The sequence below is a fragment of the Sphingomonas sp. CFBP 13733 genome, from assembly GCF_014841795.1.
GTDB lineage: Bacteria > Pseudomonadota > Alphaproteobacteria > Sphingomonadales > Sphingomonadaceae > Sphingomonas > Sphingomonas aerolata.
Map to the genome: position 1 here is coordinate 223,490 of NZ_JACYUP010000002.1, position 25,091 is coordinate 248,580.

The following is a 25,091-nucleotide window of genomic DNA, read 5'->3' on the forward strand; positions in this document are numbered from 1 at the left end:
CGGTCACCGTCTAGAGCGAGGCTTTCTTTCATGACCGATACCGCAACCGCCCCCACGATGAAGGCGGATCCGAACCTGCACGAGGACGGGTCGCCCGAGCGTCTGACGATCGATACGATCCGCACGCTGTCGATGGACGCGGTGCAGAAGGCCAATTCGGGCCATCCCGGCACGCCGATGGCGCTCGCGCCGGTCGGCTACACGCTCTGGTCGAAATTCCTGCGTTACGACCCCAAGCACGCCGACTGGCCCAATCGCGACCGGTTCGTGCTGTCGGTCGGCCATGCGTCGATGCTGCTCTATGCGCTGATCCACCTCGCCAAGATCGAAGAGATCAGCGCGGACGGCGAGAAGAGCGGCAAGGAGGCGGTCAGCCTCGAGGACATCCGGCAGTTCCGCCAGCTTTCGTCCAAGACGCCGGGTCACCCCGAATATCGCCACACCACGGGTGTCGAGACCACGACCGGGCCGCTCGGCCAGGGTTGCGGCAATTCGGTCGGCATGGCGATCGCCGAGCGCTGGCTCGCCGCGCGCTACAACAAGGACGGCTTCACGCTGTTCGACCATGACGTCTACACCATCTGTGGCGATGGCGACATGATGGAGGGCGTCTCGGCCGAGGCGGCGAGCATGGCCGGGCATCTGAAGCTCAGCAATCTGTGCTGGATCTACGACAGCAACCACATCTCGATCGAGGGCGCGACCGATCTCGCGTTCGACGAGGATGTCGGCCTGCGCTTCGACGCTTATGGCTGGAACGTCATCCATGTCGACGACGCGAACGACACGGCGGCGCTGAGCCGTGCGATCGAGACGTTCAAGGCGACCACCGACAAGCCGACCTTCATCGTCGTGCATTCGGTGATCGGTTACGGCAGCCCCAAGGCGGGCAGCGAGAAGGCGCATGGCGAGCCGCTCGGCGACGAGAATATCCGCCTCACCAAGCAGGCCTATGGCTGGCCCGAGGACAAGTCGTTCTACGTTCCGGACGGCGTGATCGAGCATTTCAACGGTGCGATCGCAGAGCGTGGCGCCAAGCTGCGTGACGAATGGGTCGCGCTGACCGACAAATATCGGGGTGCATATCCCGAGCTGTCGGCCGAGCTCGACCTGCTGCTCAAGGACGAGCTGCCCGAGGGCTGGGACGCGGACATTCCCGTGTTCGAGGCCGATCCCAAGGGTGTCGCCAGCCGCGATTCGGGTGGCAAGGTGCTCAACGCGATCGCCGCCAAGGTGCCGTGGCTGATCGGCGGTTCGGCGGATCTCGCGCCGTCGACCAAGACCGACATCAAGGGCCAGCCCTCGTTCGAGGCGAACAACTATGCCGGCCGCAACTTCCATTTCGGCATTCGCGAACATGGCATGGGCGCGATCGTCAACGGCATGGCGCTGTCGCATCTGCGCTCCTACGGTTCCACCTTCCTCGTGTTCGTTGATTACATGCGCGCACCGGTGCGCCTGTCGGCGATCATGGAGGTCGGCGCGGTCTGGGTGTTCACGCATGATTCGATCGGCGTCGGCGAGGATGGCCCGACGCACCAGCCGATCGAGCATCTGGCGACGCTGCGTGCGATCCCCGGGCTCGACACGATCCGCCCGAGCGACGCGAACGAAGTCGTCGCGGCGTGGAAGGCGGTCCTGAAGGACGCCAGCACGCCGGCCGCGCTGATCCTGTCGCGTCAGGCGCTGCCGACGCTGGATCGCACGAAATATGCGAGCGCGGATGGCGTCGAACAGGGCGGCTACGTCTTGGCCGACTCCGACGGCACGCCCGACGTGATCCTGATCGCGACGGGCAGCGAAGTGTCGCTCGCGGTCGACGCGCACGAGAAGCTGGTCGCGGACGGCGTGAAGAGCCGGGTCGTGTCGATGCCGAGCTGGTATCGCTACGAACTGCAGGACGCCGCCTACAAGGAAAGCGTGTTGCCGCGTGAAGTGCGCGCCCGCGTCGCGATCGAGATGGCCGGCTCGATCGGCTGGGACCGCTATGTCGGGCTCGACGGCGCGACCGTGACGATGTCTACCTTCGGTGCTTCGGCACCGCTCGCCAAACTGCAGGACAAGTTCGGGTTCACCGTCGACAATGTCGTCAAGGTTGCCCGCCAGGTTATGGAGACCAAGTGATGGGTGCGCTCAACGATCTCGAAGGCTTCGGCCAGGCGGTATGGCTCGATTTCGTCGACCGGAAGTTCCTGGAGGCCGGTGGCCTTCAGAAGCTGGTCGATGAGGACGGGCTGACCGGTGTCACGTCCAACCCGTCGATCTTCGAAAAGGCGATGGGGCATGGCGACGCCTATGACTCGACGCTCGCGAAGTTCGACGAGGAGAATTCCGGCGCGGCGACGATCGACCGGTATGAGCATCTTGCGATTCAGGACATCAAGGCGGCGGCGGAGACGCTGAAGCCCGTGTACGACAAGCTCGATGCCAAGGACGGCTATGTCAGCCTCGAAGTGTCGCCCTATATCTCGGACGATACCGATGCGACGATCGCCGAGGCGCGCAAGCTGTGGACGGCGGTCGACCGGCCGAACCTGATGATCAAGATCCCAGGGACGCTCGCGGGCGGCCCGGCAATCTCGACTGCGATCTCGGAAGGGATCAACGTCAACGTCACGCTGCTGTTCTCGATCGACGCCTATGTCCGCGTCGCCGAGGCCTATGCGGCAGGGCTCGAGAAGCGCGTGGCCGAGGGCAAGCCGATCGACAAGATCGCCAGCGTCGCGAGCTTCTTCGTCAGCCGGATCGATACGATGATCGACAAGCAGATCGATGCAAGGCTCGAAAAGGGTGATGCCGAGGCGGATGCGCTGAAGGCGGTGCGCGGCAAGGTCGCGATCGCCAACGCGAAGATGGCGTATCAATGGTATCTCGACTTCCTGAAGTCGGATCGCTGGCAGGCGCTCGCCGCCAAGGGCGCGCAGCCGCAGCGGCTGTTGTGGGCGTCGACCGGGGTCAAGGATCCGAGCTATCCCGACACGCTCTACATCGACACGCTGATCGGTCGTGACACGGTCAACACGATGCCGCCAAAGACGATGGACGCGTTTCGCGACCATGGCACGGCAGCGGAGACGATCACCGCGGATGTCGATGCGGCCAAGCGCACGCTCGCCGAAGCCGAGCGGCTCGGCCTCGACCTGACCGGCGTGACCGGCACGCTGGTCGAAGAGGGCGTCGCGTCGTTCGTGAAGGCGTTCGATGACCTTCTCGGGTCGATCGCGAAGAAGCAGCCGGCGACGGCGTAAGACACGTTCCCGCTCGTGCCGAGTAGGGATCGAGCGAAGCCGAGAGACCGTATCGAGGTACATGTCCCTCGATACGTCGTCTCGACACGCTCGACGTCTACTCGGGACGAACGGCAGGTATTTTCCAGCGAAAGCGCGGAGTGAATCATGAAGATCGGACTGATCGGCCTCGGCCGGATGGGCGGCAATATCGCGCGCCGGTTGATGAAGAACGGCCATGAGGTCGTCGCGTTCGATCGCGATGCGGAGGCGGTGAAGAAGCTTGCGGCGGATGGTGCGATCGGTGCGGACTCGCTCGACGACATGCGTGGCAAGCTCGACACGCCGGCGATCTGGTGGGTGATGGTGCCCGCAGGCGAGCCGACCGAGCAGACCGTGCAGGCGATCGCCGAGAAGGCCGCCGAGGGCGACATCATCATCGATGGCGGCAACAGCTTCTACAAGGACGACGTCCGCCGTGCGAAGGACCTTGCCGAAAAGGGCATCCGCTACGTCGACGTGGGCACGTCGGGCGGCGTCTGGGGCCTCGAGCGCGGCTATTGCATGATGATCGGCGGCGAGACGGAGACGGTCGATTATCTCGACCCGATCTTCGACACGCTGGCGCCGGGCATGGGCGAGATCGTCCGCACGCCGGGCCGCATCGAGGGGCAGGCCGATCCGCGTGCGGAAAAGGGCTATATCCATGCAGGCCCCCCGGGCGCCGGGCATTTCGTCAAGATGGTCCATAACGGCATCGAATACGGCCTGATGCAGGCCTATGCCGAGGGCTTCGACATCCTCAAGGGCAAGTCGGGCGAGCATGTCGCCGAGGACCAGCGCTTCGACATCAACCTGACCGACGTCGCCGAAGTGTGGCGTCGCGGCAGCGTGATCTCGTCGTGGCTGCTCGACCTGTCGGCGATCGCGCTGGCCAAGGACGGCACGCTCGAAGGGTTCAGCGGCAGCGTCGCGGATTCGGGCGAGGGCCAGTGGACGATCGACGCGGCGATGGAGGAGAAGGTGCCTGCCAACGTGCTGAGCGCCGCGCTCTACGCACGCTATCGCAGCCGGGTCGACCATACGTTCGGCGACAAGCTGTTGTCGGCGATGCGCTTCGGTTTCGGCGGGCACGTCGAGATGCCCCAGTGAACGGGCAAGTGACCATCAAGCTGCTCGTGTCCGACGTCGACGGCACGCTCGTCGACAAGGACAAGAAGGTCGCACCCGCGACCGTCGATGCGGTCAAGCGGCTGAAGGCGGCGGGGCTCGGCTTCACGATCATCAGCGCGCGGCCGCGATCGGGGATGATGCCGATCGCCGACCTGCTCGGCGTCGACGAGCCGATGGGCGCGTTCAACGGCGGCATCGTGTTCAAGCGCGACGGCACGGTCATCGAGCATCACATGGTCGATGTCGACGTCGTGCGCGGCGCGATGGAGATCATCGGTGACGCGCCGGTCGATACCTGGATCTTCGCCGACGACATCTGGTATGCCAGCACCGACCAGGGCAGCCATGTCGACAGTGAGCGCAAGGCCTCGGCGCAGGACCCGGTGATCGTCGCCGACTTCACCGAGCTGCTCGGCAAGGCCGACAAGGTGACGTTCGTCAGCGACGACGAGGACCTGCTGCGCGACCTGCACGCCAGGGTCGCGGCGAAGTTCGACGCGCAGGCGACGATCGTCCAGAGCCAGACCTATTATCTCGACATCACGCCCGTGGCGGGCAACAAGGGCAGCGGGATCGAGGAACTCGCGGACGCGTTCGGCATCAGCCTGACGCAGACCGCGGCGATCGGTGACCAGGCGAACGACATTGCGATGCTCAAGCGGGCCAGGCTGGCGATCGCGATGGGCAATGCGCCGCAGTCCGTCCGCGACGTCGCGCACGAGATTACCACCGCGAACGATGCCGATGGCGTCGCGCACGCGATCGACACATTTATCCTGACTGGAGTTTCCGCATGAAAGAGTTGGTTGCCTTTGACCTCGACGGAACGCTGGCCGAAAGCAAGCAGCCCTTGCAGGAGCCGATGGGCGAGGCGCTCGCCGATCTGCTCGACGTCGCGCATGTCGCGGTGATCTCGGGCGGTGACTGGCCGCAGTTCGAAAAGCAGGTCGCGAGCCGTCTGCCCGAGCGCGCCGATCGCACCAAGCTGTGGCTGATGCCGACGACCGGTACCAAGCTGTACCGGTTCGACGACGCATGGCGTGCGGTCTATGCCGAGTTGTTCGAGGACGACGAGAAGCAGAAGATCCTCAAGGCATTCGACGAGTCGCTCGAGGCGACCGGGTTCGTGCCCGAGCAGACCTGGGGCGAGCGGATCGAGGATCGCGGCAGCCAGATCACCTTCTCCGCGCTCGGCCAGGAAGCGCCGATCGACGCCAAGCACAGCTGGGATCCGGACTTCGCCAAGCGCAAGGTGATCCAGGCCGATCTGCGCCAGCGTCTGCCGGGTCTGTCGATCAACATGGGCGGCGCGACCTCGATCGACATCACGCGCGAGGGTGTCGACAAGGCGTACGGCCTGAAGAAGCTCAACGAGGCGAGCGGCATCGCGCTCGACAAGATGATGTTCATCGGCGACGCGATCTTCCCGGGCGGCAACGACTATCCGGCCGAGCAGCTCGGGCTCGACGTCGTGAAGGTGAAGAACGTCGACGGCACGCTGGCGGCGATTGCGGGCATCGTCGCGTGTCTGAAGTAAGCGCATGAGCGTCGCGTTTCGCCGCGAAAGCGACGAGGAACATCTCGAGCCGAAATTCGAACAGCCGATCGCGCCGGGGCCCAATCTGGTCACGGCGCGCGGCCTTGCGCTGATCGGCGAGCGCGTCGAGACGATCGAGGCGGCGGTGGCGGCCGAGACCGACGAGGAAGCACGCAAGGTCCTGCTGCGCGACCTGCGCTACTGGCACACGCGCCAGACGACCGCCGAACTGGCGCCGGAGCCTGAAGAGGGTGAGGTCGGGATCGGATCGTCGGTGCGCGTGCGGATGAATGGCGCGGAACGGACGATTGCAATCGTCGGCGGCGACGAGGCGGAGCCGGGCGAGGATCGCCTCGCTTTCTCGGCCCCGCTCGCGCGCGCGCTGATGGGCGCCGCGGTGGGCGAGACGGTGGCGTTTGCCGGCAAGGCTGATGCGATCGAGATAGTGGAGATCGCATAATGGCCGAGGCAAAATTCGAACGGCATCGCCAGCCCTGGACCCAGGACGAGATCCAGAAGCTGCACACGCTCGCCAAGAAGGGCATGGCGCTGAAGGCGATCGCCAAGGCGCTGACGCGGAGCGAGGAATCGGTGAAGACGCGCGCGAAGGAAGATTCGCTGAATATCGCGAAGCTGCGGTAGCCGCTCGTCGTCCTGGACGTGATCCAGGATCCAGAGCAGCTGGCGTCGCCGCTTGTGGCTCTGGATCCTGACTTTCGTCAGGATGACGATTCTAGAATTCACCACCCCGGCGGAGGCCGGGGTCCAGTTGGAGAGGTGGGGGTAACGGCGCGCGACGTGCGTCATTGCCGTCCCCCAACTGGGCCCCGGCCTTCGCCGGGGTGGTGCTTTCGTTAGGAGCCGGTGGCGCCTATATGGGCGATCCCGAACGCGCTGAATCCGGCCTTGTTCTCTCGCAAAGGCGGGAGCCCAGTCCGGGTCCCGACCTTCGCGGGGAAACACCTTTGACCAGCGGCCCGCACCCCGCGCCGCACGGAGCGAACCTTGTCCGATTACGACGCGATCATCCTCGGGGCAGGCGCCGCCGGGCTCATGTGCGCCGCGGTCGCGGGCCAGCGCGGGCGGCGGATCCTGCTCGTCGACCATGCCGAGCAGGCGGGGAAGAAGATCCTGATCTCGGGCGGCGGGCGGTGCAATTTCACCAACATGCACACCGCCGCCGACCGCTATATCTCCGCCAATCCGCATTTCGCCAAGTCCGCGCTCGGTCGCTACACCGCGCAGGATTTCCTCGCCCTCGTCGAGTCCTACGGGATCGCGTGGCACGAAAAGACGCTGGGGCAGCTGTTCTGCGACGGCTCGGCGAAACAGATCGTCGAGATGCTGCTCGACGAATGCGACAAGGGGCGGGTCGACCTGTCGCTGGGACGCGGCGTCACGGGGGTCGAGCAGGGTGACGGCGGCTACCGCGTGTCGCTCGACGGCCGCGCGGTCACCGCCCCCGCGCTGGTGATCGCGACCGGTGGGCCGTCGATCCCGAAAATGGGCGCGACCGGTTTTGCCTATGATCTGGCGCGGCAATTCGGATTGAAGGTGGTCGAGCCGCGGCCCGCGCTCGTCCCGCTGACGCTCGGCGGCGACGAGATCCTGTTCCGCGAATTGTCGGGCGTCGCCGCCGACGTCGTGGCCACCGCCGGCAAGACCGCGTTTCGTGAGGCGGCGCTGTTCACGCATCGCGGACTGTCGGGCCCGGCGATCCTGCAGGCCTCGTCCTATTGGCGGCACGGTCAGCCCGTGGGCATCGATTTCGTTCCCGACCGCGACTCCGGCTGGCTCCCCGCGGCGAAGCGCACCACGCCGCGCACGACGCTACGCAAGCTGCTCGGGGGGACGCTGCCCGACCGACTCGCGGAGACGCTGAGCGAGCGGCTGGGGATGACGGGGGAGATTTCCACGCTCACCGATCGCCGGCTGCAGGACGCGGAGCGTGCGCTAAGCCACTGGCAATTCACGCCAAATGGCAGCGAAGGCTATGCCAAGGCGGAGGTGACGGCGGGCGGAATCAGCACTGCTGAGCTTTCTTCACAAACAATGGAAGCCAAACGCGTAAAAAACCTGTATGCGGTCGGCGAAGCGGTCGATGTCACAGGGTGGCTCGGCGGCTACAACTTCCAATGGGCATGGGCGAGCGGGTGGGCCGCGGGCCAAGTCCTGTAGGGACCACCACGCCAGTGCTTTGCCGTAGCGTCAAGCCGGCCACCAATTAGGACGTACATGCCTTTTTCAAATATTCCGTCGCTTCTTTCCGAAGCGCTCGCCGCGCGTGGCTATACCGCGCTCACCCCCGTCCAGGCGCATGTGATCGAGGAGAATGCGGTCGGTCGCGATCTCGTCGTGTCCGCACAGACCGGCTCGGGCAAGACCGTCGCGTTTGGCCTGGCCATGGCCGGCGAACTGCTCGGTGAAGCGGGTGAGGACGGCGTTCAGCGCCTGCCGGCGCCGCACAAGCCGCTCGTCCTGTGCATCGCACCGACGCGCGAACTCGCGCTGCAGGTCAGTCGCGAGCTGATGTGGCTCTATGCCAAGGCGGGTGCGCGCATCTCGACCTGCGTCGGCGGGATGGACGCGTCGAAGGAGCGTCGCAGCCTCGCGCACGGCGCGCATATCGTCGTCGGGACGCCCGGCCGTCTGCGCGACCATCTCGAGCGCGGCGCGCTTGACCTGTCGGCCCTGAAGGTCGCAGTGCTCGACGAGGCCGACGAGATGCTCGACATGGGCTTCCGCGAGGATCTCGAGCAGATCCTCGACGCGTCGCCCGAGCAGCGCCGGACGCTGTTGTTCTCGGCGACGATGCCACGGCCGATCGTCGCGCTCGCCAAGCGCTACCAGCGCGACGCGGTGCGGATCTCGACCGTCGGTGAGGATCGCGGTCATGGCGACATCTCGTACCAGGCCGTCACGGTCTCGCCGTCCGAGATCGAGCATGCGGTGATCAACCTGCTGCGCTTCCACGAAGCGGAGACGGCGATGCTGTTCTGCGCGACTCGCGACAACGTGCGCCATCTGCATGCGAGCCTGGTCGAGCGCGGTTTCGCCGCGGTCGCGCTGTCGGGCGAGCATTCGCAGAACGAGCGTAACGCGGCGCTCCAGGCACTGCGTGACCGCCGTGCGCGCGTCTGCGTCGCGACCGACGTCGCCGCGCGCGGCATCGATCTGCCGACGCTCAGCCTCGTCGTGCATGTCGAGCTGCCGCGCGATGCCGAGACGCTCCAGCATCGCTCGGGTCGTACCGGTCGTGCGGGCAAGAAGGGCACCGCCGTGCTGATCGTGCCGTTCCCGCGTCGCCGTCGCGTCGACATGATGCTGAAAGGTGCGAAGATCAACGCGGAGTGGGTCAACGCCCCGACCGCCGAGGACATCCGCAAGAACGACCATGAGCGTCTGATCACGATGCTGATGCAGCCGGTCGAGGTCGAGGACGAGGATCGCGAGCTGGCGACTCGCCTGATGGCCGAGAAGACCCCTGAGGATATTGCCGCGGCGCTGGTGCACATGCACCGCGCGACGATGCCGCAGGCCGAGGATCTGATCGATCAGAGCAAGCAGTCGGTCAGCGACGATCGTTCGCAGGGGCCGCGCGCCGGGTTCGAGGACACCGTCTGGTTCCGCATGGATATCGGTCGTCGTCAGAATGCCGATCCGCGCTGGATCCTGCCGCTGATCTGCCGTCGCGGGCACATCACCAAGTCCGAGATCGGTGCGATCCGCATCGGCCCGAACGAGACCGCGTTCGAGATCCCGCGTGCCGTCGCGTCGCGCTTCTCGGCAGCGATCCAGCGTACCGCGCAAGCGGGCGAAGAGGAGAGCGGCGTCGCGATCGAGGCGATGCAGGGCGCGCCCGAGAGCACCGCACGCCATGCCGGTGGCGGTGGCCGCAGCAACGCGGGCGCCCCGCGCTCGACGCTGCACCGCGCGGCCCCGCGCGGCGGTCCGGCGCCGGCGCGCAAGGCGCCGTATCGCGGCAATCGCGAGCGTAGCTGAATCTGCTGTCTTCCGTTCGTGCTGAGCGACGTCGCGGCGCCCCGGCCTGGGGCATGCCCTTCGACTTCGCTCAGGGCGAACGGGGTGGGGGCGCGGGCCGCCTCCGGCGCCGTCATCCTGATGATGCCGGGAGCCGTCTCAGCTCCGTCATCCTGACGAAAGTCAGGATCCAGAGCCGCGGACGCCGTCCTGCTTGACCCTGGATCCTGACTTTCGTCAGGATGACGGGAGGGGTAGGGGCGGAAAATGACCATGACCGACACGCCACCCTCGCTCCGCATCCTCGTCGACGCCGATGCGTGTCCCGTCAAAGACGAGATCTACAAGGTCGCGTGGCGGCACGAGGTGCCCGTCACCATCGTCGCGAACAGCCATTTCCGGATACCCGTCCACCCGCTCGTCAACCGCGTCGTCGTCAGCGACGGGTTCGACGCCGCCGACGACTGGATCGCCGAGCAGGCCGATGCGAAGGCGGTGGTGATCACCGCCGACATCCTGCTCGCCGATCGCTGCGTGAAGGCGGGGGCGACCGTGCTCGCGAATACCGGCAAGCCGTTCACCACCAGCTCGATCGGCGGTGCGATCGCCACGCGCGCGATCATGGCCGATCTGCGCGCGGGCGGCGACGTGATCGGTGGCCCTGCACCCTTTGCCAAGGCCGACCGGTCGCGTTTCCTGTCCGCGCTCGACGCTGCGCTGGTCCGGTTGAAGCGCGGCTGAGCCACGCATGGCTCGACTTCCCCGGTCTCTCCGGGCACACATAGGTTATGCGTCCCCCTCTGCTCGATCGTGATGAACTGCTCGCGCGACAGGCGTTCCAGCTCGCGCTGGTCGACCTGTTCCGGACGATGGCACGGCCCGACGACATCATGGCGGCGGCCGCAGCGGCGCTGGGCTCGCATCTCGACGTCGCGCGCTGCGGCTATGACGAGGTGTCGGCGGACGGCGCGATGACCCGGGGCGTCGGTGACTGGTCGAACGGGACGCTGCCCGGCCTCGCCGCGACGCCAGACGGAGACGGAGCCGGAGACGGGGACGGGGACGCGGCACTGGGCGCGGGCGTGATCGCCGATCTGCGGCGCGGGCTCACCGTGATCGTCGACGATTGCGCGACCGACGCACGCGCGCGCGATCCGGCGACCGCGCGGTGCTGGGCGCAGGCCGGCGTCGGCGCGCTGATCGCCGCGCCGCTGCTCCGTGACGGGCGGCTGGCGGCGGTCCTGTATCTGCACGAGGCCACGCCGCGCGACTGGACCAGGGCGGATATCGCGCTGGTCGAGGACGTCGCGCTGCGCACCTCGGACGCGGTCGACCGGGTGCGCGGTGAGATCGCGGTGAAGGCGAGCGAGGCACGCTATCGGTCGCTCTTCGAATCGATCGATGCGGGGTTCTGCGTGATCGAGGTGCTGTTCGCCGACGGTGCGCCGTACGATTATCGCTTCCTCGAGGTGAACCGGGCGTTTGCGCGCAACACCGGGCTCGACGACATGATCGGGCGGACGATGCGCGACGTCGCGCCCGACATGGAACAGCGCTGGTTCGACCTGTACGGCCATGTCGCGACGACCGGCGAGCCGCTGCGGTTCGAGGATCCCGCCTCCGCGCTGCAGGATCGCTGGTTCGAGGTCTATGCCTACCGCGTCGATGCGCCCGAGCAGCATCATGTCGCGGTGCTGTTCAACGACATCAGCGAGCGCCGTCGCAACGAGGTCGCGCTGTCCGAAAGCCGCGAGGAGCTGGAACTGGCGACGCGGGTCGCGCGGCTGGGGCGGTTCGACTATCGGCCGGCGGACGGCATGCTGCGCTGGGACGACCGGTGCCGCGCGCTGTTCGGGATCCCGGCGGGCGCGCCGGTCGAGTATGAGTCCGCCTTCCTCGCCAATCTCCACCCCGACGACCGGGCAGCTGCCGATGCGCAAGTCGCCGCCGCGCTTGATCCGCGGGGCACGCGGGTGTTCGATTCGGAATATCGCACGATCGGCCAGAGCGACGGCGTCGAGCGCCACATCGTCGCGCACGGTATCGCGTTCTTCGATGGCGATATCCCGATCCGGCTGGTCGGGACGGTCGTCGACATGAGCGACGATCGCCGCGCACAGGCGGCGCTGCGCGAGACGAGCGAGCGGCTGCGGCTCGCCAGCCGTGCGACCAACGACGCGATCTGGGACTGGGACCTGCGGAGCAACTCGGTGCTGTGGAACGAGGCGCTGACGCGCGCCTATGGCCATGTCCTGCCCGATGCGAAGTCGACCGGCGACTGGTGGCTGGACCAGGTCCATCCGGAGGATCGCGCGCGGATCCATGCGAGCATCGATGCGGTGATTTACGGGCAGGACAGCGACTGGACCGACGAATACCGGTTCGCCTGCGCCGACGGCCGCTATGCCGATGTGCTTGACCGCGGCTATGTCATCCGCGACGAGGACGGCGCGCCGACGCGGATGATCGGCGCGATCCTCGACCAGTCGACGCGCAAGGCGGCGGAGCGCCAGCTGCGCGCGATCAACGAGGGACTGGCCGAAGCGGTCGAGGTGTCGACCGCCGACCGCGACCGGTTGTGGGAATTGTCGTCCGACATCATGCTGCGCGCCGAGTTCGACGGCACGATCGTCGCCGCCAATCCCGCCTGGACCGACATGCTCGGCTGGTCGATGGACGAGATTGTCGGACGCCAGCTCTTCGCGCTGCTCCACCCCGAAGACGTCGCGCATACCGGCCTGGCGGCGGCGGGGATCGCCCGCGGCGAGGCGGTCGCGCGGATCGACAATCGCTATGCCCACAAGGATGGCAGCTATCGCTGGATCAGCTGGGCGGCGCGGCCGGGCGACGGGCTGATCAACGCGGTCGGGCGCGACGTCACCGCGGACAAGGAGCGCGAGGCACAGCTCGCGCGCGCCGAGGATGCGCTGCGCCAGGCGCAGAAGATGGAGGCGGTCGGCCAGCTGACCGGCGGCATCGCGCACGACTTCAACAACATGCTGACCGGTATCCTGGGCGGGCTCGACATGGTTCGGCGCAACGTGCCCGAACCGCGCCCGGACAAGGTCGACCGCTATCTGGAGGCGGCGACGGTCTCCGCGCAGCGCGCGGCCGGGCTGACGCAGCGGCTGCTCGCCTTTTCGCGGCGCCAGTCGCTCGACGTGAAGGCGACCGATGTCGACCGGCTGATCGCCGACATGGAGGATCTGCTCGCACGGACGCTCGGCGAGAATGCGCGGCTCGAGATCCGGCGGCAGGGGGCGACCTGGCCGGTGACGACGGATGCCAACCAGCTCGAAAGCGCGCTGCTCAACCTCGCGATCAACGCCCGCGACGCGATGCCCGAGGGCGGGCGGCTGACGATCGAGACCGAGAATACGCATCTCGACGCGCACTATACCGAGGCGATCGGGGATCTGGCGCCCGGCGACTATGTCGCGATCGGCGTCAGCGACACCGGCACGGGCATGTCGAAGGCGGTGATCGAGAAGGCGTTCGACCCGTTCTTCACCACCAAGCCGATCGGGCAGGGCACCGGGCTCGGCCTGTCGATGATCTATGGCTTTGCGCGCCAGTCGGGCGGGCATGTCCGGATCTATTCGGAGGAGGGCGAGGGCACGACGGTCAAGCTGTACCTGCCGCGCTTCCACGGCACTGCGGCGGCCAGCGTGCCGACCGCGGACCGCGACCTGCCGCGCGCGGACGGCGAATGCGTGCTGGTGGTCGAGGACGATGTCGCGGTGCGGATGCTGATCGTCGATATCCTCGGCAGCCTCGGCTACGGCGTGATGGAGGCGGGCGACGCGCACGCGGCGATCCCGATTCTCGAAAGCGAGCGTCGGATCGACCTGCTGGTCAGCGATGTCGGCCTGCCCGGGATGGACGGGCGCCAGCTGGCCGAGGTCGCGCGGCGGCATCGCCCCGATCTGCGCATCCTGTTCGTCACCGGCTATGCCGAAAAGGCGGCGGTGCGCGGCGAGTTTCTGGGTGCGGGGATGGAGATGATCACCAAGCCGTTCGCGCTCGACATGCTCGCCGAACGGATCCGCGAGATGGTCGCGCGCTGACCCCGGGCGAGCGCGAAGACGCGCTGCGCGTGACTTTACCGGTTGCCATCCCGGGGCCCCGGTCGGCATAGGCAGGCGCCACCCGCTCCCGGAGACCTTCATGCAAACGCCAGCCGCGAGTCCCGCACTGGGGCTCGACTTCGGCACGACCAACAGCGTCGTGGCGCTCGGGACGCCCGGCGGCACGCCCGAACTCGTGACCTTCGCCGCGCCCGCCGAGACCAGCCCGGTGTTCCGCTCCGCGCTCTGCTTCTGGCAGGACGACAGCGGCAAGGGGCTCGCGGTCGATGCGGGGCCGTGGGCGATCGCGGAATATATGGAATATCCGCTCGACAGCCGGTTCATCCAGTCGTTCAAGTCGGTCGCGGCGATGAAGACGTTCGAGCAGGCCTCGGTCTTCGACAAGCGCTATCGCTTCGAGGAGATGGGCAAGCTGTTCCTCGACAAGCTGATCGCGCATGCGGGCGGCAAACTCGACACGCGGCCGCAGCGGATCGTCGTCGGGCGACCGGTCGAATATGCCGGCGCGCGGCCCGACGAGGCGCTCGCGCGGACGCGCTACGACGCGATGTTCAAGGGGTTCGGCGCGGAGATCCATTATGTCTACGAACCGCTTGGTGCTGCCTACAGCTATGCGACGCGGCTGACCGAGCCCGCGACGATCCTGGTCGCCGATTTCGGCGGCGGCACGAGCGACTTCTCGGTCGTGCGCGTTGCCGAGCCGGGTGCGGCGCGACGCTGTACGCCGCTCGGCCATGCGGGCATCGGGATTGCGGGTGACCGGTTCGACTACCGCATCCTCGACCGGCTGGTGTTGCCGATGCTGGGCAAGGGCGGCGCGTACAAGTCGTTCGGCAAGGAGCTCGAGATCCCGCGCGCCTATTTCGCCGATTTCGCGGACTGGTCCAGGCTCGCGCTGATGCGCAACCGCAAGACGATGACCGAGCTCGAGCGGTTGCAGAAGACCGCGATCGACCCGGATGCGATCGGGCGGATGATCGCGGTGATCGAGAACGAGCTCGGCTATCCGCTGTACGACGCGGTCGGCACGTTGAAGCGCGCGCTGTCGCAAGGCGAGGACGCGCATTTCCACTTTGCGGGCGCGGGGCTGGAGATTGAGGCCGAGGTGACGCGCGCGCAGTTCGAGGGCTGGATCGCCGACGACGTCGCGCGGATCGAGGCGACCGTCGACCAGGCACTGGCGGCGGCCAAGGTCGGCGGCGGCGATATCGACCGCGTCTTCCTGACCGGCGGGTCGTCGCTGATCCCGCGGGTGCGGCAGATCTTCGTCGAGCGGTTCGGCGAGGCGGCGATCATGAGCGGCGGCGAGCTGACCTCGATCGCGCACGGCCTCGCGCTGATCGGCGAGCAGGACGACATCGCGGCGTGGTCTGCATGATCCCGCGGGTTCTTCTCGGGACGGCGCAGGTGCCGGGCGGCGGCGAGTTGCGGCTGCTCCAGCGCGGCGCGGAATTCTCGATCATGCTCGGCGCGAACGAGCTGATGAACAGCCGGCTGAGCGGCTCGGAAGAAGCGTTGGCGGAGCAGGCGTGCGACCGGATCGGCGCGCGGCCGGGCGTGCGGATGCTGATCGGCGGGCTCGGCATGGGCTTCACGTTGCGTGCAGCGCTCGCGCGGCTCGGGCCCGATGCCGAGGTGGCGGTCGCCGAGATCGTGCCCGCGGTGGTCGAATGGGCGCGCGGGCCGATGGCGGCGCTGCACGGCGACAGCCTGACCGACCCGCGCACGCGGATCTTCGAGGGCGATGTCGCCGCGGCGATCGCGGAGGGGGAGTGGGACGCGATCCTGCTCGACGTCGACAATGGTCCCGACGGGATTTCGCGGCCGGGCAACGACCGGCTCTACGGCGCTTCGGGACTGGCGCGGGCGCGCGCGGCGCTGCGGTCGGGCGGGGTACTCGCGGTGTGGTCGTCGGCGCCGAGCAAGCCGTTCGCCAGGCGGCTCGACGAGGCGGGGTTCGCGGTCGACGAGGTCGTCGCGCGCGCGACGCGCAAGGGCGGCGCGCGCCACGTGATCTGGTTCGCGACCAAGGCATGATCTGGCGCTGGGCTCTGCTGGTCGCGCTGTCGGCGCTCGTGGCGGGGGCGCTGGAATGGATCGGACTGCCCGCGGGGCTGTTGCTCGGACCGATGATCGCAGCGGTCGTGCTCGCGGTGCGCGGCGGGTCGCTGGGGGTGCCGATCCTCGCCTTTCGCGGCGCACAGGCGGCGGTCGGGACGCTGATCGCGGGGTCGATCACCACCGGCATCGTCGCGACCGTCGCGCAGCACTGGCCGGTGTTCCTCGCGGTCAATGTCGCGACGCTCGCGGCCAGCAGCGTGCTCGGCTATCTGCTCAGCCGCTGGCAGGTGCTGCCGGGCACCGTCGCGGTGTGGGGTTCGACGCCGGGCGCGGCGAGCGCGATGGTGCTGATGGCGCAGGCGTACGGCGCGGATTCGCGGCTGGTCGCGGTGATGACCTACACGCGCGTCGTGTGCGTCGCGGTCGTTGCCTCGGTGCTGGCGGCGGTGATGGTCGGCGGCGGCAGCGGGCACCATCCGGCCGCGGCGTGGTTCGTGGGCGTCGATCCGGTCGCGGTGCTGCGGACGGTGGCGATTGCCGGCGTCGGCGCGATTCTTGGCGTCAAGCTGCGGCTGCCGGCGGGCGCGCTGCTCGGACCGCTCGTGCTGGGCGGGGTGCTCAACGTCACCGGGATCGCGCAGCCGGTGCTGCCGCAATGGCTGCTCGCGATCAGCTATGCGGTGGTCGGGTGGAAGATCGGGCTGTCTTTCACGCGCGATACGCTCCGCGTGGCGGGCAAGGCGATGCCGCGGATCCTGCTGTCGGTCGGGCTGCTCATCCTGTTCTGCGGCGGGATCGCGGCGGCGCTGACGCGCTGGGCGGGGATCGATCCGGTCACCGCCTATCTTGCGTCGAGCCCCGGCGGGATGGATTCGGTCGCGATCATCGCCGCGTCGAGCCCGGTCGACGTGCCGTTCGTGATGGCGTTGCAGGTGATGCGGTTCCTGGGCGTCTTGCTGATCGGACCGCCGCTCGCGCGGTTCGTGGCGACGCGGCAGGGCGGGGTGGTGCCGGTCATTCCGACCTGACGCGCCGTACCCGCGTACCGAACCCCCGGCCGTTCGTCCGTCCGTCCGTCCGTCCGTCCGTCCGTCCGTCCGTCCGTCCGTTCGTGCTGAGCGAAGTCGAAGCACCTGCGCGCGCGGCCTGCCCTTCGACTTCGCTCAGGGCGAACGGAATTGGGGGCGTTACCGGTAGTCCCGGCCTGCCCTTCGACTTCGCTCAGGGCGGACGGAGTTGGGGGCGTTACCGGTAGTCTCGGCCTGCCCTTCGACTTCGCTCAGGGCGAACGGGGTTGGGGGGACCGGTAGTCTCGGCCTGCCCTTCGACTTCCCTCAGGGCGAACGGGGTTGCGCCTGTCACCCCTTGGTCGGGCGATAGGCCTCGACGTCGATCTCGTGGCGTTTCAGCTTGTCGTAGAAGGTCTTGCGCGGGATGCCGAGCGCGGCGAGCGCGGAGCGGACGTCGCCGCTGACCTGGTGGAGCGTCGCGCGGATCGTCGCTTCCTCGAACTTGTCGACGCGCGCGGGGAGCGGCAGGTCGCCGTCCTCGTCCGCCGGCGCATCCGCCTCGACGCGCAGCACCAGCCGCTTCGCCAGATTGTCGAGCTCGCGGACATTGCCCGGCCAGTCATGCTGGCCGAGATAGGCGAGCGTCGCGGTGTCGATCGTCGGCACCTCGCGCCCGAACCGCTCGGCGGCCTGGTGGAGCAGATGCCCGAACAGCAAGGGCACGTCGTCGCGCCGTTCGCGTAGAGGCGGGATGCGCAGCCGCACCGCATCGAGCCGGAACAGCAGTTCGGCGCGGAACCGGCCATCCTCGACCGCCTGGTCGAGCCCGGGTTTCGCCGCCGCGATTACCCGCAGGTCGAGCGCGCGGGGCAGGTCGCCGCCGACCGGCATGACCTCGCGCTCCTCGAGCACGCGGAGCAATTTGGCCTGGACCGCGGGCAAGGTGCTCTCGATCTCGTCGAGGAACAATGTGCCGCGGTTCGACGCCTCGATCCGGCCGGTGCGCGGCAGGCGCGAATCGCCGTCATGGCCGAACAGCTCGATCTCCGCGACCGCCTCGGGCAGCGCGGCGCAGTTGACCGCGACGAACGGCCGCGACCGGCGGTTGCTCCAGCGGTGGAGCAGCACCGCGACGAGTTCCTTGCCGGTGCCGGTCTCGCCCTCGACCAGCACGTCGATATCGGCCTGCGCGATCTGGCGCATCGTCTCGCGCAGGCGGACCATCACCGGGGTCTCGCCGATCAGCGGTTCGGCGCCGATCGTCTCCTCGGCGGCGGCGCGCAGCCGGCGATTGTCGAGGACGAGGCGGCGCATCTCGAGCGCACGCCTCGCGCCCGCGATTAGGTGATCGGTCGCAAACGGCTTGGGGATGAAGTCGAACGCACCGTTCTTGAGCGCGGCCACCGCCATCGCGACGTCGCCGTGGCCGGTCATCAGCAGCACGGGGATCTCGTGGTCGATCGCGGCGATGCGGCGGAACAGCTCCAGCCCGTCCATCTTGGGCATGCGGATGTCGGACACCACCGCGCCGTCGAACCCCGCATCGATCCGCGCGAGTGCGACGGTCGGGTCGCGCTCGGCGATCACCGCGATGCCGGCGAGTTCGAACGACTGTTCGAGCGCACCGCGCAGCACGTCGTCGTCGTCGACGAGCAGGACGCTCTGCTCGCTCATGCTTTTACCAGGATCATGCGGAAGACGGCGCCTCGTGGAGCAGGGACGAGGTCGAGCGTGCCGCCGAACTCGGTCATGATGTCGCGCGCGATGCCGAGCCCGAGGCCGAGGCCGTCGGTCTTGCTGGTCGCGAACGGGGTGAACAGGTCGTCGGCGATGCCGGGATCGATGCCGGGGCCGTTGTCGGCGACGGTCAGCACGACGTCGCGGCCCTTGCGCCCGACGGTGACGTCGACGCGCGCATCGGGCCGCTCGGCGACCGCGTCGAGCGCGTTCTGGAGCAGGTTGACGAGCACCTGTTCGAGGCGGACGCGGCCGGCGATCACGGTCAGCCGCGCCTCGGGCCCGCTCGGCAAATCGAGCGTCACGCCCTTCGCCCGGAACCGGTCGCCGATCAGCAGGCGGACGCCATCGATCGCCGCGTCGAGCGCAACCGGGCCGATCGAGCCCGCGCCGCGCCTGGCATAGCGGCGCAGCCCCGCGGTGATCGTACCGATCCGACTGGTCAGCTCGACGATCGCCTGGAGGTTGGTCGCGGCGCGCGCGGGTTCGTCGCGCGCGAGGAACGCGGCGGCATTGTCGGCAAAGGTGCGGATCGCGGCGACCGGCTGGTTGATCTCGTGCGCGACGCTCGCGGTGATCGTGCCGATCGAGCCGACGCGGTTGGCATGGGCGAGCTCCTCGCGCGCCTGGCGAAAGCGCTGGTCGGCGGCCTCGCGCTGCTCGACCTCGATCTGCAGCCGGTCGGCGGTGGCGCTGAGCTCGGCGGTGCGGCGTGCCACCTCGGCCTCGAGTTCGGCACGCGCGCCGGCGTTGCGCTTGCGGCGCTGGTGCAGCCACCATGCGCCGAGCATCGCCGCGATCGTCGCCAGCGCGGCGATCGTCGTCGCCGAGCGCGTCCGCACGGCCGCGCTGCGCAGCGCGGCGTCGAGCGGCTCCATATGGACCAGATGCCAGCCCGCGATCGGCACGGGCAGCGACACCGTCACCGCGGGCGTCCCGTCGCCGAGGCGCGACCGGTCGTCCGCCAGCGTCAGCGGTGCGCGGAGCAGCGGCAGCGTGCCGAACTGCCGCGTCTGCGCGAGTGTCCGACGCCGCGCAGGGGACAGCGCGCGCGTCGTGTGGAATTCGAGTCGCGGATCGCTGGAGATCAGGATCACGCCGTCCGCATCGACGACGAAGGTCGCCATGTGATCCTGGATCCAGGCCTGCGCGATGCGGTCGAACTCGACCTTGACGACGACGACACCGAGCGGCCGTCCCGCGCGGTCGATCCGACGCGAGAGATAGAGGCCGGGGCGTCCGCTGACACTGCCCAGCGCGAAGAACTCGGTCGCGCCCGAGGCCATCGCCTTGGTGAAATAGTCGCGGTAGCGATAGTCGTGGCCGAGAAAGCTGTCGGGGCGGTCCGCATTCGACGCGGCGATCGTCATCCCCTGTGTATCGAGCGCATAGATGACCGGTGCACCGGTGCGTGCGGCGAGCAGCGCGAGCTTGGCATTGAGCGCCGGATCGACCGTGCCCGATGCGAGGGCCGCGCGGACATCGGTATATTCGCCGAGCATGACCGGGAGCAGGCGATAGGTCTGCAGCTCCGATTCGAGCAGCCGCAGGTTGCTGCGCGTCTGTTGCATCGCCCGCAGCCGGACCGCGGCGGTCGCATCCGCCACCGTCCGCCGGCCATAGACGGAGGCGACCACCGAGACGATCACACCGAGCGCGGCGAACGCCATCAGCACCGCCAACGCGGTCGTCACCAGCGAGGATCGAGTCCGTCTCATCTGTGCGGATTATCACACACATTCGTGTGACGCCATCAGCAAAAATGTGCATTTTCCGCACATTCGAAGCATCGGTACGGAGCAAACTCACGCGAATCCAAGGGTTTGACGTGCTTGACGTGATCACTTGTAGTCCGGGGTCCGGCCCGGCATTACCGCCCTCACTAACGTCCCGCGTGAGTGGACGAGACTTTCAGGAGGCGATGTTGACCCTACCATCCCAGACATATGCGGTCGCGGAAACGCCGGCACGCAAAGGCTGGACCAGCCAGCTCTATATACAGGTGCTGATCGCGATCGCGCTGGGTGCGGCGCTCGGGCATTTCTATCCGACGTACGGCGCGGCGCTCAAGCCGCTCGGCGACGCGTTCATCAAGCTGGTGAAGATGATCATCGCCCCGGTGATCTTCCTGACGCTCGTCACGGGTATCGCCGGAATGAAGGAATTGGGCGCGGTCGGTCGCGTCGCGGGCAAGGCGTTCGCCTATTTCCTGTTCTTCTCGACGCTCGCACTGATCGTCGGCCTGATCGTCGCCAATGTCGTCCAGCCGGGCGCGGGGATGAACATCGACGCCGCCTCTCTCGATACCAAGGGCATCGCCGACTATACGGTCAAGGCGCATGAGACGACGATCACCGGGTTCCTGATGAGCATCATCCCGGACACGATGGTCAGCGCGTTCACCGACGGCAACATCCTGCAGATCCTGCTGATCGCGATCCTGTTCGGCATCTCGCTTAGCCTGGTCGGCGAGCCTGCCAAGCCCGTCCTCAACTTCCTCGAGCGTCTCAGCCTGATCATCTTCAAGCTGGTCGGCATCCTGATGCGCGCCGCCCCGCTTGGCGCGTTCGGCGCGATCGCGTTCACGATCGGCAAATACGGGATCGGCAGCCTCGCCAATCTCGGCGCGCTGGTCGCGACCTTCTACCTGACCGCGGCGCTGTTCGTCGTCGTCATCCTCGGCACCGTCGCGCGTCTGACGGGCTTCTCGATCTTCAAGCTGATCAAGTATCTGAAGGCCGAATTGCTGCTGGTGCTCGGCACCTCGTCGTCGGAAGCCGCGCTGCCGAACCTGATCCAGAAGATGGAGGCTGCAGGCTGCGAGAAGTCGGTCGTTGGGCTCGTCGTGCCGACCGGCTATTCGTTCAACCTCGACGGCACCAACATCTACATGACGCTGGCCGCGCTGTTCATCGCACAGGCGACCAACACCGACCTGACGCTGGGCCAGGAACTGCTGCTGCTCGTCGTCGCGATGATCTCGTCAAAGGGCGCCGCTGGCGTGACCGGTGCGGGCTTCATCACGCTGGCGGCCACGCTGTCGATCGTGCCGACCGTGCCGATCGCGGGCATGGCGCTGATCCTCGGCGTCGACCGCTTCATGAGCGAGTGCCGCAGCCTGACCAACTTCATCGGCAATGCGGTCGCGACGATCGTCGTCGCCCGCTGGGAAGGTGCGCTCGACCGCGACAAGCTGAACGCGGCGCTGTCGGGCCAGCTGCCCGAACTCGCACCGGCGCCGATCACGACCGCCGCCGCTCCTGCCGCATGATCCCGACGGGGCCGGCGCTGGCCGGCCCCGCGACCAGTACCGGATAGCTTTTATGACCTCGATGATGATGCGCCGCGTGCGCCATGCGCCCGGCTTTGCCGTCGCGACCCTTCCCGCAATGGCGCTCGCCCAGGCCGCGCCGCAACAGGCTGCTCCCGAAAGCGCGCCGCCCAAGGCGCGCGAACGGCTCGGTCCCGTGTCGAAGGACGCCGCCGGCACCAGCGCGGCCTCGCCGATCGCCGAGAGCTATCCCAATGCCGCGGTCGGCGACGGCGTCACCGCGGGCGGCTACAACCAGTCACGCTGGGCGGAGGACTGGTCGAAACTGCGCGACCCGGCCAAGCGCAAGGACATCATCGACCAGCTGAAATTCATCTCGATCGCGGGCGACGGCGACGTCTACCTGACGCTGTCGGGCGAGGCGCGGTTGCGCGTCAACCACACCACCAACCCCAATCTGCGCGACAGCGAGGCGCAGCGGCAGGACATCCTTCGCCTGTTCGGCGGCGCCGACCTGCATGTCCGCGAGCATCTGCGCTTCTACGGCGAAGTCGCGCACGGCACGCTCGAGGGTGAAAATCTCGGCAACGTGCTGCCGAACCTGCGCAACAAGCTCGCGGTGCAGCAGGCGTTCGTCGACCTGACCGGGACGGTCGCCGATGTCGATGTCGGGGTGCGCTATGGTCGCCAGACCTTTGCTGACGGCCCGAACCTGATGGTCGTGCCGCGCGACAACAACACGCTGTATTTCGGGTTCAACGGCTTTCGCGCCTGGGCGCGGACCGCGGGCGTGCGCGCCGACGTGTTCGACTTCAAGCCGACCGCCTACGGCACGCAGGGCACGCGCGACGACGATGCGGAGAGCGCGCGGCGCTTCTCGGGCATCTCGACCGGCGTCGTCCTGCCCGACACGCTGTTCGGCGGGTCGAAGCTCTATCTCGATCCGTTCCTCTGGCGGCTGCGCAACCGCAATGCCGTCTGGGGCACCGACAATGCGCGCGAGGTCCGCAATTTCTACGGCCTGCATTTCTGGGGCGATGCCGGACCGGTCAATCTCGACTGGACCGTCAATTATCAGGGCGGCAGCTATGACAACCGCTCGATCAAGGCGTGGCTGATCCTGCTCGCGCAGACCTACAAGCTCGGCAAGGGCCGCAACGCGCCGCGCGTCGGCTTCCATGCGGATTATGCCAGCGGTGGTGGTGCCTATGGCAACGGCACGCTGCGCACCGCGCTCGCGCCGTTCGGCAACAACATCTATTACAGCTATCAGCTGTTCGCGACGCCGACCAACCTGATCGCGGTCGCGCCGAACGTCAGCTTCACCGTGCTCGACAAGCTGCGTCTGACTGCGGAATATCAGCTGTCGTGGCGCGATTCGCAGAACGACGCCGTGTACCGCGCCAATGGCAGCGCCTTTGCCGGCACGCAGAATGTGTCGGGCAGCAAGATCGCCGACACGATCCGTTTCCAGGCGGTCTATCCGATCTCGTCGCGGCTGTCCTTCACCGGCCGCTACGAGCATCTGATCGCGGGGTCGTCACTGACCCGCGCCGGGTACAAGAACTCGGACTTCCTCGCCGGCTGGCTCAGCTACCGCTTCTGATGACCTTGATCCTCCCCCTGGCGGGGGAGGATCGTGACGGCACGCAATACCGTCAGGATTAACCTGCGTCGCACCCACCCGTATTTTCCGTCCTCCCGACCATACCGGTCCTTCAATTTCGTGATCGACTGTGGCACATGGACTCCATCATCAGGAGTCACATGGTCATGGATCTGAGCTTCACACCCGACGAAGAGGCCTTCCGCGAGGAGGTGCGCGACTTCTTCCGCGAAAAACTCCCCGCGCGTCTCTCGACGCTGGTCCGCGAGGGCCGCCGGCTGCGCAAGGCCGACATGGAGGAATGGCACGCGATCCTCAACGACCGCGGCTGGCTCGCCAATCACTGGCCGCGCGAATGGGGCGGGCCGGGCTGGAGCGTGATCCAGCGGTTTATCTTCGACAATGAATCCGCGCTCGCGCACGCGCCGCGCGTCGTGCCGTTCGGCGTCAACATGCTGGGGCCGGTGCTGATCAAATACGGCTCGGAGGCGCAGAAGCGCCACTGGCTGCCGCGCATTCTCGACGGCTCCGACTGGTGGTGCCAGGGCTATTCGGAACCCGGCGCGGGCTCCGATCTCGCGGGGCTCAAGACCACCGCGGTGCGCGAGACGCGGGATGGTCGCGAGGTTTATGTCGTCAACGGGCAGAAGACCTGGACGACGCTCGGCCAGCATGCCGACATGATCTTCTGCCTCGTCCGCACCGATCCCGCCGCCAAGAAGCAGGAGGGGATCAGCTTCCTGCTGATCGACATGAAGACCCCCGGCATCGAGGTCCGCCCGATCACGCTGATCGACGGCGAGCAGGAGGTGAACGAGGTGTTCTTCACCGATGTCGAGGTGCCGGTCGAAAATCTCGTCGGTACCGAGAATGATGGCTGGACCTATGCCAAGTATCTGCTGACCTATGAGCGGACCAACATCGCCGGCGTCGGCTTCTCGATCGCATCGTTCGAGCAGCTGAAGACGGTCGCGCGGACGCAGACGAAGAATGGCCGGCCGCTCGCCGACGATCCGCTGTTCGCGGCGCGGATGGCGCGCGTCGAGATCGACCTCGCCAACATGCAGACCACCAATTTGCGCGTCGTCGCGGCGGTGGCGGGTGGCGGTGCGCCGGGCGCGGAAAGCTCGATGCTCAAGATCAAGGGGACCGAGATCCGCCAGGAGATCACCGCGCTGACGCGGCGCGCCTATGGCTCCTATGCCGCGCCCTATATCCCCGAGGCGCTCGAGGCGGGGTGGAATGGCGAGCCGGTCGGGCCCGACGATGCGGCGACCGCATCGCCGAGCTATTTCAACAACCGCAAGCTGTCGATCTTCGGCGGATCCAACGAGATCCAGAAGAACATCATCTCCAAAGCCATATTGGGTCTCTGAGCATATGAACTTCGAGCATAGCGA

The 25,091-nt window shown here is 67.5% G+C and carries 19 protein-coding genes; 17 read left to right on the forward strand and 2 right to left on the reverse strand.

Annotated features, from left to right (window positions below; all coding sequences use genetic code 11):
• The first annotated feature begins 30 nt into the window (after positions 1-30).
• The 14 genes from tkt (at position 31) to IFT71_RS05265 (ending at position 17,095) form a co-directional block, all read left to right on the forward strand.
• The gene (tkt, locus tag IFT71_RS05200; protein WP_192139513.1) at positions 31-2,124 is read left to right on the forward strand and encodes a transketolase; all 2,094 of its coding nucleotides are present in this window, start codon (positions 31-33) and stop codon (positions 2,122-2,124) included.
• Positions 2,124-3,248 (forward strand): transaldolase, encoded by a 1,125-nt coding sequence (gene tal, locus IFT71_RS05205; protein ID WP_192139515.1) that lies wholly within the window; start codon positions 2,124-2,126, stop codon positions 3,246-3,248. The genes tkt and tal overlap by 1 nt, the downstream gene beginning before the upstream one ends.
• A 147-nt stretch (positions 3,249-3,395) precedes the next feature.
• Positions 3,396-4,379, forward strand: coding sequence for a phosphogluconate dehydrogenase (NAD(+)-dependent, decarboxylating) (gene gnd / locus IFT71_RS05210; RefSeq protein ID WP_056409181.1), 984 nt, complete (start codon positions 3,396-3,398; stop codon positions 4,377-4,379).
• An 8-nt stretch (positions 4,380-4,387) separates the two neighbouring features.
• Positions 4,388-5,197 carry a Cof-type HAD-IIB family hydrolase gene (locus IFT71_RS05215; protein ID WP_342212599.1) on the forward strand — a complete coding sequence of 270 codons (810 nt, stop codon included), beginning with the start codon at positions 4,388-4,390 and terminating at the stop codon, positions 5,195-5,197.
• Entirely contained in the window at positions 5,194-5,937 is a 744-nt protein-coding gene (locus IFT71_RS05220; RefSeq protein WP_031441770.1) for an HAD-IIB family hydrolase, read from the forward strand. The genes IFT71_RS05215 and IFT71_RS05220 overlap by 4 nt, the downstream gene beginning before the upstream one ends.
• Before the next feature lie 4 nt (positions 5,938-5,941).
• Positions 5,942-6,397, forward strand: a complete 456-nt coding sequence (locus IFT71_RS05225; protein ID WP_031441771.1) for a GreA/GreB family elongation factor — start codon at positions 5,942-5,944, stop codon at positions 6,395-6,397.
• The gene (locus IFT71_RS05230) at positions 6,397-6,579 is read left to right on the forward strand and encodes a hypothetical protein (protein ID WP_031396458.1); all 183 of its coding nucleotides are present in this window, start codon (positions 6,397-6,399) and stop codon (positions 6,577-6,579) included. The genes IFT71_RS05225 and IFT71_RS05230 overlap by 1 nt, the downstream gene beginning before the upstream one ends.
• A 363-nt stretch (positions 6,580-6,942) precedes the next feature.
• Positions 6,943-8,115, forward strand: a complete 1,173-nt coding sequence (locus IFT71_RS05235; RefSeq protein WP_274602308.1) for an NAD(P)/FAD-dependent oxidoreductase — start codon at positions 6,943-6,945, stop codon at positions 8,113-8,115.
• A 57-nt stretch (positions 8,116-8,172) separates the two neighbouring features.
• Positions 8,173-9,939, forward strand: coding sequence for a DEAD/DEAH box helicase (locus IFT71_RS05240; protein WP_056409192.1), 1,767 nt, complete (start codon positions 8,173-8,175; stop codon positions 9,937-9,939).
• A gap of 252 nt (positions 9,940-10,191) precedes the next feature.
• Positions 10,192-10,659 (forward strand): YaiI/YqxD family protein, encoded by a 468-nt coding sequence (locus IFT71_RS05245; protein WP_192140200.1) that lies wholly within the window; start codon positions 10,192-10,194, stop codon positions 10,657-10,659.
• A gap of 47 nt (positions 10,660-10,706) precedes the next feature.
• Positions 10,707-13,985, forward strand: a complete 3,279-nt coding sequence (locus tag IFT71_RS05250) for a PAS domain-containing protein (protein WP_192139521.1) — start codon at positions 10,707-10,709, stop codon at positions 13,983-13,985.
• A 100-nt stretch (positions 13,986-14,085) separates the two neighbouring features.
• Positions 14,086-15,384 (forward strand): Hsp70 family protein, encoded by a 1,299-nt coding sequence (locus IFT71_RS05255; RefSeq protein WP_192071407.1) that lies wholly within the window; start codon positions 14,086-14,088, stop codon positions 15,382-15,384.
• Entirely contained in the window at positions 15,381-16,043 is a 663-nt protein-coding gene (locus IFT71_RS05260; RefSeq protein ID WP_192139523.1) for a spermidine synthase, read from the forward strand. Before IFT71_RS05255 ends, IFT71_RS05260 begins: the two co-directional genes overlap by 4 nt.
• Positions 16,040-17,095, forward strand: a complete 1,056-nt coding sequence (locus IFT71_RS05265) for an AbrB family transcriptional regulator (RefSeq protein ID WP_192139525.1) — start codon at positions 16,040-16,042, stop codon at positions 17,093-17,095. The genes IFT71_RS05260 and IFT71_RS05265 overlap by 4 nt, the downstream gene beginning before the upstream one ends.
• A 330-nt stretch (positions 17,096-17,425) precedes the next feature.
• Here IFT71_RS05265 and IFT71_RS05270 read toward each other — a convergent pair whose 3' ends face one another.
• Entirely contained in the window at positions 17,426-18,751 is a 1,326-nt protein-coding gene (locus IFT71_RS05270) for a sigma-54-dependent transcriptional regulator (protein WP_056409201.1), read from the reverse strand.
• Positions 18,748-20,508 (reverse strand): ATP-binding protein, encoded by a 1,761-nt coding sequence (locus IFT71_RS05275; protein ID WP_197976041.1) that lies wholly within the window; start codon positions 20,506-20,508, stop codon positions 18,748-18,750. Before IFT71_RS05275 ends, IFT71_RS05270 begins: the two co-directional genes overlap by 4 nt.
• Before the next feature lie 230 nt (positions 20,509-20,738).
• Here IFT71_RS05275 and IFT71_RS05280 point away from each other — a divergent pair, with 230 nt between their 5' ends.
• The 3 genes from IFT71_RS05280 to IFT71_RS05290 all read left to right on the forward strand — a co-directional run bounded on the left by IFT71_RS05280 (position 20,739) and on the right by IFT71_RS05290 (position 25,067).
• Positions 20,739-22,085, forward strand: a complete 1,347-nt coding sequence (locus IFT71_RS05280; protein WP_274602309.1) for a dicarboxylate/amino acid:cation symporter — start codon at positions 20,739-20,741, stop codon at positions 22,083-22,085.
• 52 nt (positions 22,086-22,137) lie between these two features.
• The gene (locus IFT71_RS05285; RefSeq protein WP_244654778.1) at positions 22,138-23,691 is read left to right on the forward strand and encodes an alginate export family protein; all 1,554 of its coding nucleotides are present in this window, start codon (positions 22,138-22,140) and stop codon (positions 23,689-23,691) included.
• 167 nt (positions 23,692-23,858) lie between these two features.
• The gene (locus IFT71_RS05290) at positions 23,859-25,067 is read left to right on the forward strand and encodes an acyl-CoA dehydrogenase family protein (protein WP_192139529.1); all 1,209 of its coding nucleotides are present in this window, start codon (positions 23,859-23,861) and stop codon (positions 25,065-25,067) included.
• Positions 25,068-25,091: the final 24 nt, after the last annotated feature.

Bases quoted from the DNA above. Each gene is read 5' to 3' on its own strand.
- tkt (WP_192139513.1), top strand. From the start codon at position 31: ATGACCGATACCGCAACCGCCCCCACGATGAAGGCGGATCCGAACCTG.
- tal (WP_192139515.1), top strand. From the start codon at position 2,124: ATGGGTGCGCTCAACGATCTCGAAGGCTTCGGCCAGGCGGTATGGCTC.
- gnd (WP_056409181.1), top strand. From the start codon at position 3,396: ATGAAGATCGGACTGATCGGCCTCGGCCGGATGGGCGGCAATATCGCG.
- IFT71_RS05220 (WP_031441770.1), top strand. From the start codon at position 5,194: ATGAAAGAGTTGGTTGCCTTTGACCTCGACGGAACGCTGGCCGAAAGC.
- IFT71_RS05225 (WP_031441771.1), top strand. From the start codon at position 5,942: ATGAGCGTCGCGTTTCGCCGCGAAAGCGACGAGGAACATCTCGAGCCG.
- IFT71_RS05230 (WP_031396458.1), top strand. From the start codon at position 6,397: ATGGCCGAGGCAAAATTCGAACGGCATCGCCAGCCCTGGACCCAGGAC.
- IFT71_RS05240 (WP_056409192.1), top strand. From the start codon at position 8,173: ATGCCTTTTTCAAATATTCCGTCGCTTCTTTCCGAAGCGCTCGCCGCG.
- IFT71_RS05245 (WP_192140200.1), top strand. From the start codon at position 10,192: ATGACCGACACGCCACCCTCGCTCCGCATCCTCGTCGACGCCGATGCG.
- IFT71_RS05250 (WP_192139521.1), top strand. From the start codon at position 10,707: ATGCGTCCCCCTCTGCTCGATCGTGATGAACTGCTCGCGCGACAGGCG.
- IFT71_RS05255 (WP_192071407.1), top strand. From the start codon at position 14,086: ATGCAAACGCCAGCCGCGAGTCCCGCACTGGGGCTCGACTTCGGCACG.
- IFT71_RS05260 (WP_192139523.1), top strand. From the start codon at position 15,381: ATGATCCCGCGGGTTCTTCTCGGGACGGCGCAGGTGCCGGGCGGCGGC.
- IFT71_RS05265 (WP_192139525.1), top strand. From the start codon at position 16,040: ATGATCTGGCGCTGGGCTCTGCTGGTCGCGCTGTCGGCGCTCGTGGCG.
- IFT71_RS05270 (WP_056409201.1), bottom strand. From the start codon at position 18,751: ATGAGCGAGCAGAGCGTCCTGCTCGTCGACGACGACGACGTGCTGCGC.
- IFT71_RS05285 (WP_244654778.1), top strand. From the start codon at position 22,138: ATGACCTCGATGATGATGCGCCGCGTGCGCCATGCGCCCGGCTTTGCC.
- IFT71_RS05290 (WP_192139529.1), top strand. From the start codon at position 23,859: ATGGATCTGAGCTTCACACCCGACGAAGAGGCCTTCCGCGAGGAGGTG.